Annotated in this window: 12 protein-coding genes; 4 read left to right on the top strand and 8 right to left on the bottom strand. The window is 39.7% G+C overall.

Annotated elements, in window-relative coordinates; all coding sequences use genetic code 11:
* Window positions 1-249: 249 nt before the first annotated feature.
* The 4 genes from JWR87_RS06455 to JWR87_RS06470 all read right to left on the bottom strand — a co-directional run bounded on the left by JWR87_RS06455 (window position 250) and on the right by JWR87_RS06470 (window position 7,963).
* Window positions 250-2,937 (bottom strand): alkaline phosphatase family protein, encoded by a 2,688-nt coding sequence (locus JWR87_RS06455; RefSeq protein WP_297817125.1) that lies wholly within the window; start codon window positions 2,935-2,937, stop codon window positions 250-252.
* A gap of 239 nt (window positions 2,938-3,176) precedes the next feature.
* Entirely contained in the window at window positions 3,177-4,022 is an 846-nt protein-coding gene (locus tag JWR87_RS06460; protein ID WP_297817128.1) for a glycoside hydrolase family 16 protein, read from the bottom strand.
* A 30-nt stretch (window positions 4,023-4,052) separates the two neighbouring features.
* Entirely contained in the window at window positions 4,053-5,312 is a 1,260-nt protein-coding gene (locus JWR87_RS06465; RefSeq protein ID WP_297817131.1) for a metallophosphoesterase family protein, read from the bottom strand.
* A gap of 710 nt (window positions 5,313-6,022) precedes the next feature.
* Entirely contained in the window at window positions 6,023-7,963 is a 1,941-nt protein-coding gene (locus JWR87_RS06470) for a S9 family peptidase (RefSeq protein WP_297817134.1), read from the bottom strand.
* Between the two features lie 337 nt (window positions 7,964-8,300).
* On the opposite strand from JWR87_RS06470, the gene JWR87_RS06475 reads away from it, so the two are divergent.
* Together JWR87_RS06475 and JWR87_RS06480 are read left to right on the top strand one after the other, a co-directional pair.
* Window positions 8,301-8,912 (top strand): cupin domain-containing protein, encoded by a 612-nt coding sequence (locus tag JWR87_RS06475; protein WP_297817137.1) that lies wholly within the window; start codon window positions 8,301-8,303, stop codon window positions 8,910-8,912.
* A 128-nt stretch (window positions 8,913-9,040) separates the two neighbouring features.
* Complete coding sequence (locus JWR87_RS06480; protein ID WP_297817140.1) at window positions 9,041-10,396, top strand: pyridoxal-phosphate dependent enzyme; 1,356 nt, start codon at window positions 9,041-9,043, stop codon at window positions 10,394-10,396.
* 114 nt (window positions 10,397-10,510) lie between these two features.
* Here the strand turns inward: JWR87_RS06480 and plsX are convergent, their stop codons facing one another.
* The 3 genes from plsX to JWR87_RS06495 all read right to left on the bottom strand — a co-directional run bounded on the left by plsX (window position 10,511) and on the right by JWR87_RS06495 (window position 12,350).
* Entirely contained in the window at window positions 10,511-11,452 is a 942-nt protein-coding gene (plsX, locus tag JWR87_RS06485) for a phosphate acyltransferase PlsX (protein ID WP_297817143.1), read from the bottom strand.
* A 127-nt stretch (window positions 11,453-11,579) separates the two neighbouring features.
* The gene (gene rpmF / locus JWR87_RS06490) at window positions 11,580-11,774 is read right to left on the bottom strand and encodes a 50S ribosomal protein L32 (RefSeq protein ID WP_297817146.1); all 195 of its coding nucleotides are present in this window, start codon (window positions 11,772-11,774) and stop codon (window positions 11,580-11,582) included.
* 30 nt (window positions 11,775-11,804) lie between these two features.
* The gene (locus tag JWR87_RS06495; protein WP_297817149.1) at window positions 11,805-12,350 is read right to left on the bottom strand and encodes a DUF177 domain-containing protein; all 546 of its coding nucleotides are present in this window, start codon (window positions 12,348-12,350) and stop codon (window positions 11,805-11,807) included.
* Window positions 12,351-12,523: 173 nt separating this feature from the next.
* Here JWR87_RS06495 and JWR87_RS06500 point away from each other — a divergent pair, with 173 nt between their 5' ends.
* The gene (locus JWR87_RS06500) at window positions 12,524-13,618 is read left to right on the top strand and encodes a DUF3810 domain-containing protein (RefSeq protein ID WP_297817152.1); all 1,095 of its coding nucleotides are present in this window, start codon (window positions 12,524-12,526) and stop codon (window positions 13,616-13,618) included.
* Between the two features lie 24 nt (window positions 13,619-13,642).
* Here JWR87_RS06500 and dcd read toward each other — a convergent pair whose 3' ends face one another.
* Window positions 13,643-14,179: a dCTP deaminase gene (gene dcd / locus JWR87_RS06505; RefSeq protein ID WP_297817155.1), complete on the bottom strand. Its 537-nt coding sequence runs from the start codon at window positions 14,177-14,179 to the stop codon at window positions 13,643-13,645.
* 231 nt (window positions 14,180-14,410) lie between these two features.
* Here dcd and JWR87_RS06510 point away from each other — a divergent pair, with 231 nt between their 5' ends.
* Window positions 14,411-15,043, top strand: a complete 633-nt coding sequence (locus JWR87_RS06510; protein WP_297817158.1) for a 4'-phosphopantetheinyl transferase superfamily protein — start codon at window positions 14,411-14,413, stop codon at window positions 15,041-15,043.
* Window positions 15,044-15,110: the final 67 nt, after the last annotated feature.

Genomic DNA, 15,110 nt, shown 5'->3' on the forward strand with positions numbered 1-15,110 from the left:
AATTAAAAAGGGTAAAGAAAACAATAGGTTTTCATGGCAATCATTTTAATAAAGGAGAATTATGGCAATAGAAATTAAAGAAGCTGAAATATTTCAAACCTCAGTATGTAAACAACAATTTATAGTAATACGCTGCTTTAATGTAAAATTTTAAGCTTCCGGCTAAGCTTCGTTATTAACCGGGCAGCTCTTTTTAGGTTATATAAAGGATGAAAAGAACGGGCATCTACACTATGAACTAATGATTTCCTAGTCATCATCGTCATCTTTCTGCTCTTTTTTAGGAAGTGTCATTTTTTTAGGATAAGGCTCATCTCCTTTGGCCGCAAACCACAAGATCCTGTTTAACAGATCATCGTTGCCGCTATCAATATGATCAAATTCGGGTGAGGCAGAGAGGATGGAATATTTTTTTGCTTTACCCTTTAATGAAGCCGTGCTTTTGTTCATTTCGTTTAAAGGAATATTATTTTTTAAAAACGTATACGGGTCTTTATTAAAACTACCTGTAAAGCAATCGAACATAGGTAGCGCTGTTGCGTCGAAAAGGTTCATTGGCGGTATCCCTAAGATTTGCTCTATTGTGCGAATTATACAAGTTTGATTATAATTCGTCTTAACAGTTTTTCCTAATCGGGAATAAGGGCTTAACACGAATCCCGTTGTGCGGTAAGGCGAAACATGATCCCATCCCGATTGCGAATCATCTTCCGTTACAAATACAGCCGTTGAATCCCAAAAGCGGCTTTTAGTCAGTGCGTCTATAATTCTTCCTAAAGCAAGATCGTTATCTGCTACCATTGCTCTGGGGGTTGGAAAGCCTTCACGGGTACCTGATGTATGATCAGCAGGCAACGCCAGTATCATTAACTGCGGAAGCTGGTCGCCCGGCATCTTTTCGTATGCACTTAGCTCCTTAATAAAATCGTCTGCCCTGAACTGGTCATTAATCCTTGCCCCTTCGTAACACGGATACGTGCTCGATAGTATTGGTCGCAGCCTTGAAATCGTAGTTTCGTTTTTAAAATCAATCGGCTTACCCTCAACATAAGACTGGTAAATATTTGTCCAGTTTGATCCGGCCGGTAACCGGGGCACACATGCTTCGCCATATACCCTAACAGTTTTACCATGGTCTAAAGCATTATTCCAAATAAAACCTTCTTTGTTATAAACTAAGGCATCAGCTAAAACGTGTGGATAGCTTCTAAACCATGCGCGAACATTCTTTTCTACATAGTCTGTTACGATTGCAGCAGTTGACCAGGAGTGTCCCTCAGCAGATGATTTTCCCGATGCATAAAAATTATCGAGCAACATAAAATCTTTTGCCAGCTGATGCTGGTTTGGGGTTATCTCGTTTCCGAAAATACAAAGCTCCTTTTTTCCATCACCTTCCACCATATCGCCCAATACCTGGTCGTAGGTTTTGTTCTCTTTTATTATATATACTACGTGTTTAAAAACAGAGGGCTCTCCGATCCTTTCCGGAACCGGCCTTGGTGCAACTTCTTTTCGGGGTAATAGTTGTGTAATTTTTGTTCTAAACAACATATTAGCAGCTTCTACCCTTTTTGTGTAAGATGCTAACTGGCTTTTATTGGGCAACGAAATGATAGATACAGTTGCTTCCTGCTCATGAATGGTCATTCCTTTTTTTGATGCAACCCTTGCTCCTTCACCTTCCAGGTTTGCTACATACAACGCATCATTCGTTAATACCAGTCCGGCTGGGTATGCTTCTGTAGGAATAAATCCTTCCACTACAGATTTTCCAATACCTGACGCAGAAACTGATGATCCAAGTTTTACCACAGCTATCGCATTATCCATTCCATTCGATACATACAACGTAGTGCTGTTATCATTAATAGCCAGTGCATTTGGAGAATCTCCAATATATGAGTTTGCTTCACCGCCTAACCTTACAGATATAGAATCAACTACCTTATCAGTTGCAGTGCTAATCACCGAAATGTTGTCACTGTTTCCGTTTGCCACATACACAAAGTCCCGCTGCTTATTTGTAATAATCGCGTTCGGGTGTAGACCTACTTCGACTTCTGATTGTTTTTTACCGGTTTCAAGATCTATCACACTAACCGTACCCATGGCAGTAGCACCGGTGCGAGGGTCTATGTAAACATTTGCATAAGGCACACCCGCCGTCTCACGTAAAGCGTCGGTTGGCACAGGCCCGGCCCAATTTGTTACATACGCTTTTGAAGAAGTTAGCGCAACACCAAAAGGAGCCATTCCTGTAGGTGTTGTCCAAATAACTTTTTTATCACGCAACCTAATCTTGGATAGCTGGCTGTTTCCATTGAGTACTACATACAAATAATTATCACCCCCTTCTTTGTTTATGGCTATGTCATTTGGCAGGGCCATTGGCGCCGGCGCCACCCCTGCAAACGGAATGGCGTCGTTTATTACCGCTTTGCTGCCATCCCAAACAGCATCTATGATAAACGAAGTTTTTGCCGAAGGGCTAGATGCGCCCCAAAAAATGTGTATTTTTCTATCTTCCTCTAAAACTTTAATTCCTGAGTACGTACTCATCAATCCCTTGTACGTTCCCTCGTAATCTAAATGAAAGAGAATGCTTTTAGTGTTAAGATCAATAAAGGCAAGCCCATACCTGTCCTCTACTGCCAGCACTTCACCACCTGGCAACAACACGCAATCAAGGCTATGATTTTCTAAAACCGGATTACCGAAGCGAATAACAGTTCCGGCAGGATCTATAAACCGGTTATAAGGCATTAGCACAGACCTGCTATCCGCTGCTAAAGTTGCATTATCATAAGAGCTGCCGTAACCGTTATCAGTAACTACAGAAGACCTCATTACACGTGTCGATTTGCATGCAGATAAGGCCAATGCGAATGCTACGACCGAATATTTTAGAATTAATGAAAGCCTTTTATTCTTCATATATTTTCAAAAATTACTTTTATTATTAATCATGTTATTATAGCCCAACCTATTAATATTGTTTATTGCTGTATTTATTATTAATAGTAAACCGCTCTTGGTACAAGCGCTTGTTTTCTAATGAAGCATTGTTGTGTCACTCCCTTGTACTTTTAGTTATTAAGCATCAAAAAGAGCGGCTATTCAAACTCAAATTCAAGGGTTATAACTTGCCTTCGTTCAATCGCTCTTTATCGCTTTCATCTTTGTTGATACACACGAACATAATCAACAATAAATTTTTGAGGTAACACTGCATCATTTAAGGTTCTTCCCCAACTGCCACCAAGTGCAAAATTCAATAACAGGTAAAAAGGCTTTCGAAAGGCATTAGTTTCACCTTCACCTGCTTTGCTAAGCGAAAAAGTATAATAAACCTTTCCATCTAACAAACATCTTATCTCGTCGTTGTTCCATTCTGCAGCATAGATATGAAAATCATTATAAGGTTGGGCAATGATGATTTTGCTTCCGCTTTGTAAGTGCTTTCTGGTTACAGGATCAGCATAGTGCATAGTACCATGAATAGCAGATGAGTCATGACCAACAAACTCCATAATATCTATCTCTCCACATAATGGCCAACCTACTTCACTCACATTATTACCAAGCATCCATATCGCCGGCCACACACCTGGCCCAGCCGGAATTTTTGCGCGAACCTCAATCTTCCCAAATTTCCACGATGCTTTCCGTTGTGTAATAAGAGCCGCTGAAGTATATAAAGCAAGGGAGTCTTTTTTTTGCCAGGCAGTACTTGTAGCATCGTAATCCTTATTTCGAAAAGTTTCTTTTTTTGCTGTAATGGTTAGCAGTCCATTTTCTACAAAAGCATTCTCTTTTCTTTTATAGGTATAATATTGTTTTTCATTATTCCTTACAAAACCATGCTCATAACCCCATTTACCAGTATCTGGCAATCCGGTATAATTAAATTCATCGCTCCAGGCGAGTTTCCAGCTTAAAGAATTTGCCTGGCCTAATACCACCGAAACGTCGAGAGTGAGCAAAAAAATAAAGAAGATTAAACGCACAAGTACTGGCATAAGGCGAGTTAAAATGAATGGGTAGCCATCTTATTTAGATATTGTAAAATAATCTATTTTTTTACCATCCTGGTTGTAAACGTCGTAACTAATAGTGTTGCCTTCAATCGTCATGATGGCGTAGTTATACTCTTTCACTGTATTTGTAAAACTCATTGAGGCCATGTCCTTTCCACCTAAACCCTGAGGCGACCCACCGGCAGTTCCATTGGTAACGTAAACTGTTCCTGCCGGCTTTTGATACACATGATTGTCCGGTTGTGGCAATACTTCGTTATTCCTGATTGGTTTGTGGCGCTCGTACACATGCCGATGTCCGGCGAGGCAAAGATCTACTTTATACTTATCCACTAATGGTGTAATTCTGTTTTGCCAACCCGTAACGTGGCTCCACCCAAACGAATAAAGCGGGTGGTGCATGTACAGAACAATCCATGTAATACTTTTATCTGCTCTTGCTTTTGCCAAATCGTCTTCCAGCCATCGATACTCGCGCGAGCCGGGGGCAAAAGTAAAATCCCCTGCCGCCTCTGCACCCTTAGCATGTCCTGAGCTGATTGCTACAAAGTGGGTGTTGCCGTAATTGTAAGAATAGTCAATGTTATTTGCCGGCAAATGAAGAACATCATAAAAGACTGGAAACGGCTTTTGATAGCCCTTGCTTGCCGAGTCGTTGTCAACATCGTGATTGCCTGTTACAGGCATGAAGGGGGCAAATGCATTTACAGGTTGGGTTGTTGAAAAAAGCCCTTTCCATTTCGCACCGACAGAGCCAATATCAACAATGTCGCCCATGTGAACAGAAAATTGAATAGGATACTTTTTTAGCTGCTGCACTATTGCTGCCGTTTTTTGAAACTGTTCATTGAATTCATTATCCTGCGTATCGCCCCACACTCCAACTACAAATTTTGATCTGCTTCCAAAAGATGGTGCGGTTCTAAAGGAAAACTGCGCGGTCCATGGGCCTCGATTAGATCCGCATTTATAGTAATATTTGGTATTAGGTTTTAAACCTTTTAAAGTAGCCTGGTAGATGTAAATTTTTGCACTGTCGGAATATTTGCTTGTTGCAGTTTCCGTCTTCATTAGTTGCTGATGGGTACCGTATTTAATTAAGCCCTTGTTTTGACTATTGTCTGCCCAGGTAACGGTCATTGTATTTGAAGTAGCATCTTTTTTTACACTATTCCAGCTTAAATGAACTTGCTGGGGCTGCGCGAAAGTTCGTACAGAAAATAATAATGTAGCAACAATAGACAGAACAAGGAATACATTTTTCTTTATCATACCTTAATTAGCACTTTGATTTATAATTGATAAAATTTTTTCTATTTATCTTAATTACTTAACTATCGCTTAATGGCAAGAACTTACCTGAATAAATAGTTACTTCGCCAAAAGTAGGAAAGGCAACACAAACAAGCCGTTTTACATGGTACAGGTAGTTGCAGAACGAGATCGCGAAGCAACAGTTGCCACACTTCTCTACCTCGGCGCGTCTGCGGGAAGTTTAGGACAGATGACGAAGAACTAAAAAAAACAACGAGAAAACAGCTATTCTAATATTACTTCTTCCTTTAATTGGTTCTGTTATACGCGCAACGCCCGTAAAAGATAACAACAATGCACTTACAGCGTTTGCTGCCCGTAATGTATATTCTCCATTAGTATTGGTAACGGTGCCCGGTTGCTGTCCGCATGAAGTGATCACTGTACCGTAACACCTTCGAGCAGCATATTTTTCCATCCGTTACTCTACCAGTCGTATTTACCTGAGCATTACTACCCATTGATCATAAAGTTCAGGCAAATACTTTTTTCAAAGCAGCCCCATAATTCTCATCCTATAGCAACAAATGCAGTTATTCAGGAGAGGTTTCGAGAAGAGTGAGAAAGACTTTTTAAAATTGACTTTCCTGTTAATTATTCCATCCTATCATTTTTTAGTTTAAGTCAAATATTTATACTGGTAACTAAAACATCCTCAAGAACATTCCCTAAAGCTCATTTAGCAAAAAGTTTTTCATAAACAGGATGGTGGCATTTCTTTTAAAATCTACATTATTCTTTTTACGGAAGCCGTGCCCTTCGTCTTTCGCCTCCAGGTACCACACTATCGTTCCATTAGCCCGTAACTTATCCGCCATTTGTACCGATTCGGTTCGAGGAACGCGCGGATCATTTCCACCCTGAACAATAAAAAGAGGTTTTGCTATTTTTTGTGCATTGTTAACAGGAGATATTTTCTCGAAGTATGCTGCCATCGCCGTATCTCGTTCGTCGCCATACTCGACCCTTCTTAAATCGCGCCTATAACTTTCTGTATTCTTCAAAAATGTATTGAAGTTCGAAATGCCGACTATATCCACTGCACATCTTATCCGATCATTATAATTGGCAGCCACTGCCAGCGTCACATATCCACCATAACTACCTCCCGTCACCATAATTCTGCTGGTATCAAGGTTGGGTTGTTGAGCTATCCAGTCAAGCAAAGCGCCTATATCTTTTACAGACTCTTCTCTTTTCATTCCGTTATCCGCTTTTAAAAATGTTTTACCATAACCTGATGAACCTCTTACATTAGGATATATAATTGCTGTACCTAACTCGTTTAAATAATAATTGTTTTCACCTTGAAAAACGGGTAAAGATTGCCCTTCAGGTCCTCCATGAATGTTGATGATAACGGGTCTTTTGCCGGCAAACTTTATAGCAGGTTTATAATAAAAACCACTGATCTCTTTGCCATCAAAGCTTCTCCATTTAATCAATTCATGAGGTCGCAGATCGGTTGGTACTATCCCCCCCATTTCACTTTCCGTCCACCGTTCTGTTTTTCCATTTGATGTTGAAATAACATATAAGTCTGCAGGGGATTGAGCGGTATTCACAGAAACCAAAAGATGCTTACCGTCTCTATGAAAAGATATATTAGCATATACGCCGGCCGGAATAGTTCTGACGAGGAAATACTGTTGAGCGGGTGTGGTAGTATTTAGTAGATACAACTTGGTTTCGCCTGCCTCATTTGTTACAAAAGCAATTCGTTTTCCGTCTTCTGAAACATCAAAAGCTTCTACATTCCACTTGATTGCAGAAGTATAGAAAACAATATTTTTGGTTAAAAAATCCATGTAAGCAAGCCTGCTAAACTCATTGTCCTTATCTGTAATAAAATAGATCCCGGTCCCATTTTTATTAAATTTGGCATGTCCGTAATAAACCCCCTGTTCTCCTTGTGGTGTTAATTCTTTTTTAGTACCTGTGCCTATATCCACCAGCCAGTAGTGCGATTCATTCGCAGATATTTTTTCGCTAACCAATAGTTGTTTATCGTCAGGCGACCAATCTAATACACCCCATCCACCACCACTTACTTCAATCAATAATCTGTTAGTCGACGGGTTAAGTGGGTCCATAATATAAATATCACGATCTGCACCGTTTCGTGCAGTTGAGCTGTAGGCCATCAGCTTTCCTTTCCTGCTCCAAACAATGCCCCCGTTTTGCGATCGTTTTCCATCAGTTACTAATGTGATGGTTCCATCCGATAAGTTGTACCGGTAGATCTGCGAAAACTCGTCACCTCCTTTATCTTTTGTAAAAAGAAAATATTCCCCTTTAACAGGTTCATATGTTGCGTTATTAATAGGTTCGTTAAAAAAAGTAAGTTGTTTTCGTGCTCCTAGTGGCATACTCACCAAATGTAATTGAGGTACATTTCCAAATCGTGTACTTATAATCATTTCCTGGCGCCTCGGATGCCAATCACAAAAAACAGCACTTCGAAACTCGGAATACCGTCGGGCACCCTCCGTTATGGTATCGGGGATGGCAGGAATACCGCTGGCGATAAGATTGGCCGCTGGCGAAGTTGTGTCTTGAGCAAATATTACTTGATGACTTAGCAATAAATAGATAATGAGTTTCTTCATGTTTGATGTAGATAGAAGCAGGAAATAAAAAATATTTTAGTAGACCAAAAACTTTTTGAAGTGCTAAGAAAGCAATAAAATATAAGTTGATAAAAAATAGGTGAATAAACTTTTATTAACGAAGCTGTCATCTTTTTTATAACACAGCATACTTAAAGTATGATAACCCTGTAACTCGTGAAAACTGAAATATATTATGGTAAACTTGTTTTAGTTTACAGTATTTAAAACCGGACGTTAATTAAACTAGTATATAAAATAAAAACCATTATTTACATTTGCTACGTTATACAAAATCAGCGGGTTATACAAAGAAGATAATGAGGGGCAAAGTAACATGAAAGACATTAGCAAGTATATTGAATCGGGGATCATAGAATCTTATGTTCTGGGAATGTCATCTCTTGATGAAATAAAGGAGGTGGAAGAACTTGCTGTTTCCTATCCTGAAGTGAAGGAAGCAATAGAGGTCTTTAGTACTTCTTTAGAGCAGGAGGCAATTGCTAATGCACTAACGCCTGATCCTATAATAAAGCCGATGCTAATGGCTACGATTGATTTTATTGGCCGCATGGAAAACGGAGAATCTCCTGCTTTTCCACCCGATTTAAATGAAAATTCAAAAATTGTCGATTACGAAGAATGGTTAAATCGCCCCGATTTTGTTGTGCCTGCTCATTTTACCGATGTGTACGCCAGGATCATTGGTTATACTCCCGAGGTTACAACTGCAATTGTCTGGATAAAGGAATTGGCACCACAGGAAGTACATCACGACGAATACGAAAAGTTTTTGATTGTTGAAGGTACTTGCGACATTGCTATTGGTGACGATGTATACCACCTTATGCCCGGAAGTTTCTTATCAATCCCACTTCATAAAAATCACCTGGTTAAGGTTACTTCAGATATTCCTTGTAAAGTGATTTTACAGAGAGTTGCAGCTTAGCCACATAGTTGCATAAAACAAGTTGATTTAGAGATGGTGCCTGATGAAGTTAGGCAGCAACCGGAATAGCTTCCTTTAAAAAGCCCCCCTTTCATTTTTCCTACATTTGTAAAAAATCAAACACCTCCATGTGGCTAAACAATATCCTTGAGACTATCGGTAATACTCCGCTAATTAAATTAAACAAGATTACTAAAGAACTTCCCTGCACGGTGCTGGCCAAAGTGGAATACTTCAATCCGGGTAATTCAATAAAAGACCGGATGGCTCTAAAGATGTTGGAAGAAGCTGAAAAGGCTGGTAAAATAAAACCAGGCGGAACTATTATAGAAGGAACCAGTGGCAATACAGGAATGGGGCTTGCGCTGGCTGCCGTTATAAAAGGATACAAATGCATTTTTGCTACCACAGATAAACAATCAAAGGAGAAAGTTGATATACTAAAAGCAGTTGGTGCGGAAGTAATCGTTTGTCCAACCAACGTTGATCCTGAAGATCCCAGAAGCTATTACTCGGTAGCAAAACGATTACCAAAGGAAATTCCAAACTCGTTTCATATGAACCAGTACGACAATTTTGCAAACCGCCAGGCACATTATGAAAATACGGGTCCGGAAATATGGGAGCAAACCGAAGGAAAAATTACACACCTGGTAATTGCTACAGGCACCGGAGGTACTATTACTGGAACAGGGCAATATTTAAAGGAAAAGAATAAAAACATTCAAATTTGGGCTATAGATGTTTATGGTTCTTTATTAAAAAAATATTTCGAGACAGGCGAGGTTGATATGAAAGAGGTGCACCCGTACATAACAGAAGGTATCGGCGAAGACTTTGTTCCTGCAAATTATGACATGAGCGTTATCGACAGGTTTGAGCAGGTAACTGACAAGGAAGGAGCTGTTATGGCCCGGCGTATATCAAGAGAAGAAGGCATTTTTGTTGGATACAGTTCAGGTACTGCTTTACAAGGCTTGATGCAGTTGAAAAATGAATTAAAAAGGGATGACCTGGTGGTGGTTATTTTTCCAGACCATGGAAGCCGCTATGTGGGGAAGGTGTACAATGATCAATGGATGATGGAAAGAGGCTTTTTTGATGTAAAAACATTTAAAGACATCGTTAATACCCGAGTTTCGAAGACGCTGGTAACCGTTGAACCAAACCAAACAGTTGCGGAGGCGGTAGAGCTAATGCGAAAATATGATATTGAACACGTTCCGGTTATGGATGGAGAAGGTTTGGCGGGGGCGGTAAGTGAAAGTGGCCTATTTCAAAAAATATTTAGTAACCCCGAAATTAAAACAGCTACTATTTCAAGTGTGATAGAACCTGCCTATCCCGTAGTTTCATTTGACACGCCTGTAGAACGCCTCGGCAGCTTGATTACAAAAGGTAATGGCGCCGTGATGGCAAAAGACGAAAGCGGAAACCTGCACATTGTTACTAAGTATGACGTGATTCAGAGTTTGGTAAAGTAGACCGCAGTAACCACTTTCTGCTGTTTGGGAGAGGCGAATATTGTTGGCAATGCAAAAGAGTGCGACGCAACAAAAGAAAAATAGTATTACAAATGCCGGTACAGAAAGAAAAAATTAAGATTTAAACTGTTCGATAATATTACCACAGATATTAGAAGTAACCATTTTTTCAGCAAGATTTATCATATTAGAAAAAGCATTCGCGTTACTGATGCCGTGCCCAATTACCACAGGTTTCGCCACACCTAAAACAGGGGTACCGCCAACATTTTCGTAATTGAAGCGATGCAAAAAAGCATCAGAAATGTTGCGTTGTTTGGCAGCTTCGTATAAACTTTCCGCCATTTTGAGGATGATGTTACCAGTAAAACCTTCACAAACCATAACATCGGCTTTATCAAGGAACAGATCGCGCCCTTCAACGTTGCCTATGAAGTTAATAGCCGGGTTGTCTTTTAACAGAGGGTAGGCTGCCTGGGTTAGAACGTTTCCTTTGCCCTCCTCCTCTCCTACGTTCAATAATCCAACTTTGGGATTTTCTATACCAAAAACATCTTTAGCATAAAGGCTTCCCAACAAAGCAAATTGATTGAGGTTTTCGGGTTTGCAATCTGCATTTAGACCAACATCAAGCAAAATACCGGTTGAGCCATTTACTTTGGGAACAATGCTTGCAATTGCCGGCCGATGAACGCCACTGATAGCTTTAATACTGTACAATGCGCCAACTAGCATGGCGCCGGTATTGCCTGCACTGATGAAAGCATCTACCTTTCCTGAGGCAAGCATGTGAAAACCGATGGCTATTGAAGAGCGTTGTTTGTCTTTTAGAGCTTTGGTTGCATGTTCATGCATTCCTATCACCTCGGGCGCGTGGACCACTATTATCTCTGCGCGAACCACCCGATGGTGGGCTAGCAGCATTTTTAACTCGACTTCATTTCCTATACAAAAAAGATTAGCCGGAGAGGATGACGTAGATAAATATGTTTGCAGACCTTTCACCGCTTCAAGCGGTGCAAAATCTCCACCCATCATATCTATACCAATATTCATATAAGCTAAAAACTTTTTGAATAAAATAATAGAAGCTGAAAGTAAGTTAGGCTGGCTATAGCACAAAAAAATTATTCATCCACTTTGTTGTAAGGGATGAATAATTTTAAAAGTATTTGTCTTCCAGTTAAGCTTTTAAGGGCGCCTTTTCTGAAACCAGTTTTCCTTTATAAAATAACTTTCCTTCGCTTACATGCGCACGGTGACGTACATGTAGTTCACCTGTTGTAGAGTCTTTGCTTAAAGTAACCGGCACGGCTTTATAATGTGTTCTTCGTTTTGCACTGCGTTGCTGCGAGTGTCTCCTCTTCGGATTAGGCATATCTTAAATTTTAATAAATATCAAAAAACGTTATTGTAAATCTTTAAATTGATCAAGTCCCTTCCATACAGCACTCGATTCTGCTGCTTTAGCATCCTCCTCCATCTTCTTCAGCTTCTCCAGTACTTCCTGGTTGCATTGCGGCCCGCCTACCTCATCTTCCTTACACATCCGTTGCATTGGGATGCTTAGGTTGATAAATTCGTAAATCCAGTCCTCCAAATGTAAATGACTCTCTCCTTTGCTGATATAATAAATGTCCGGATCATCTTCCTGGTCATTCATTACTTCCGGGTTATCTACCATTTTAACCACCAGGTTGAATTCGTCCCACAATTGCAACTGCAGGTTATTTCCACACCTGTCGCAAATGAGCTCCACTTTTCCGTCGACATCAAACCTGCAAAGCATGAAGCCAACCTTTTTATCAAGCGTAAACTTTACGTTTGCTTCACAGTTCTTGAAATCCTGTTGTTGAAAGTCCTCGAAGAACTTGTCGTCTATTTTGTACGAAAAATGATGCACCCCTGGCTTCAATCCTACAAATGCAATCTCATATTCTCTCCTATGGCTCATACTCATTTTTTGGGCACGCGAAGGTAGGGATTTTCATCGAAGAAAAAGTAGCTTACTATATATGCATCGCAAAGTACAAGGCAGCGCGTGTTGTACTGGTACTTGCGATAACAATATTAGCCCCAAAAATACTACAATCATTTAAGCCGGTGCCTATCTTCGCGCGGGCAAACATGGAAAAACAAAGAAATTTTAGAAAAACCACACTCGTTTCTGTCGCTTCTCTTCTGGTAATCAGTATTTTAATTAAAATCAGTTCCTATTTTCCGTTCTGGATCGAGAAAAATTACAGCCAGGGTATTTACCCCTACATTTCCTCTTTTTACAGGCTTACGTTTGGATGGATGCCTTTTAGTTTTGGAGATTTTTTTTATGCCGCTACAGGCCTGTTCCTGATTGTTGGTCTTATACGTTTTGTTAAGATTGTTGCAAGTAGAAGGTTTAAGCAAATTAATTATAGAAAAATTTTCAAGAAGACATTTTTCGCCGTTTTTTCTATCTATATATACTTCAATCTTTCGTGGGGTTTAAACTATAATCGTCCTGGAATTGCTTATCAGCTAGGGTTAACTCAGCAAGATTATAACGACAGTGATTTAAAGCTAATAACGGGCATTTTACTTAAAAAGGTTAATGAGAACAGGTTATTATTAGGAACCGGAGATACACCCGCCAAGCCGTATAAAGAGCTATTTGAAGAAGCCAGCACCTCCTACCAGCAAGCATCCGTAACGTTTCCGTTTTTGAAGTACAATTCAAAATCAATTAAAAAGTCGATGTATGGAAGAATGGGAAACTTTCTTGGTTTTTTAGGATATTACAACCCCTTCACCGGTGAAGCCCAGGTAAATTTAACTCAGCCTCGTTTTTTGATACCTTTCGTCTCCTGCCATGAGATGGCGCACCAGTTGGGATATGCTAGTGAGAGTGAAGCAAATTTTGTAGGATACTTAGCCGCCGTTAACTCCCGCGATACTTTATTTCATTATTCTGCTTATTTCGACTTGTTCAATTATGCAAACAGGCAATTACTTACAAGAGATTCTGTTTCAGCTATAAATAATTACCGGCAACTAGATCCCCTGGTTAAGAAAGATGAGGAAGAGTTACGGGAGTATTGGCAAAAGAGCGACAATATGATAGAACCATTAATAAAAATATTTTACGACCATTATCTAAAGGCTAATCAACAAGCTAAAGGTGTCAGGAGTTATAATGAAGTTATTGGCTGGCTAATTTCTTATCATAAAAAATACGGAAAGATTTAGCACAAACTATTTTCACCTCTCCGCTTAAAAACTATTCTTCCACATCATACTTTCAATTGGTTTATTTGGCTGTCCGCTATATTTCGCGTTAGTCTTATTGTTGTATTTCACCTGCACTTCACCATCTACCGGAAAATATATTAATTGCCCAATAGGCATTCCCTTATATATCCGAACCGGCTGCTTGCAAGAAATTTCGAGTGTCCAGTTACCGCAAAAGCCTACATCACCTTTACCTGCTGTGGCGTGTATGTCAATTCCCAAACGTCCTGTTGATGACTTTCCTTCAAGAAAAGGAACATGTGCATGGCTCTCGGTGTACTCATCGGTTGCCCCCAGATAAAAATGCTGCGGCAGCAATACAAATCCTTCTTCAGGTATCTCAAAGTATTCAATTTTGTTGTGTTTTTTTGCATCCAGCACTGTGTCTACATACGTGGCCAGCCATTTGCCAAGGTGAACGTCGTAGCTATTGCTGCCGAGACTTTCTCTATCGTACGGCTCAATCTTTATAGTTCCTTTATCCATTTCTTCCAAAATCCTTTCGTCAGATAAAATCATCAGTGTTTCTTTTTAGTTTGCCATAAGTATTGTTTACACTTATGGAGTTTTTTAAAGCCTATGTAATCGTCTTTTTCTTTTGCTGGCAACATCGTTGCGACGCTCCATTCATCATTTTGCTATCAATGAAGCAATTTGCATTAGTAGGAATATTGACCAAATAACCTTGTTACTCAATTGTTCTGCAAATAAAATTGTAAATCTGCAATCTATAAGATTGTAAATAGTAAAATGCCTCTCTTTTATCAACAAAATATCAACGAAAGTACACGACTGGCAATATGGGAAATTGAGGAAGATGAAAGTTTTTTCAATTTGTCCATCCCTATGCACAAGCAAATTACTCATCCGCTTAAAAAGCTACAGCACCTGGCAGGCCGTTATTTACTGCCGTTCTTATTTCAAGACTTTCCAAATGATGAGATTAAAATTGCTGACACACGAAAGCCATTTCTTCCTAATGAGCAATATCACTTCTCCATTTCCCACTGCAACAAATTTGCAGCGGCTATTGTAAGCAGCACAGCACGTGTAGGCATAGATGTAGAATTAATAACGCCTCGCCTTCATAAGATAAAGGCGAAGTTTTTACATGGTGACGAACTGAGGTTTGTGAATAGCCAGTTAGAGAGCCGGCAACTCACCCTTTTAAGTATATTATGGAGCGCAAAAGAAGCTATGTACAAATGGTATGGAGCAGGTGAAGTTGACTTTAGTGAAATGATGAGAACATTTCCTTTTGAGGTGAATGCTGAGGGAACAATAAATGCGGCTTTTGTGAAATTTGACTTTCAGCACAAGCTGCTCTTACATTACAAACTGGTAAATGATCTGACGATGGTTTGGGTGGTTTCAGACAATTAATAACAGTTTTAGGTAATAAAACAATTATTAGGATTTGTATTAGAGGCATGGCTTTTGCAAAAAAGCA

Origin of the sequence: Segetibacter sp. (assembly GCF_025963695.1) — a bacterium.
Classification (GTDB): Bacteria; Bacteroidota; Bacteroidia; order Chitinophagales; family Chitinophagaceae; genus Segetibacter.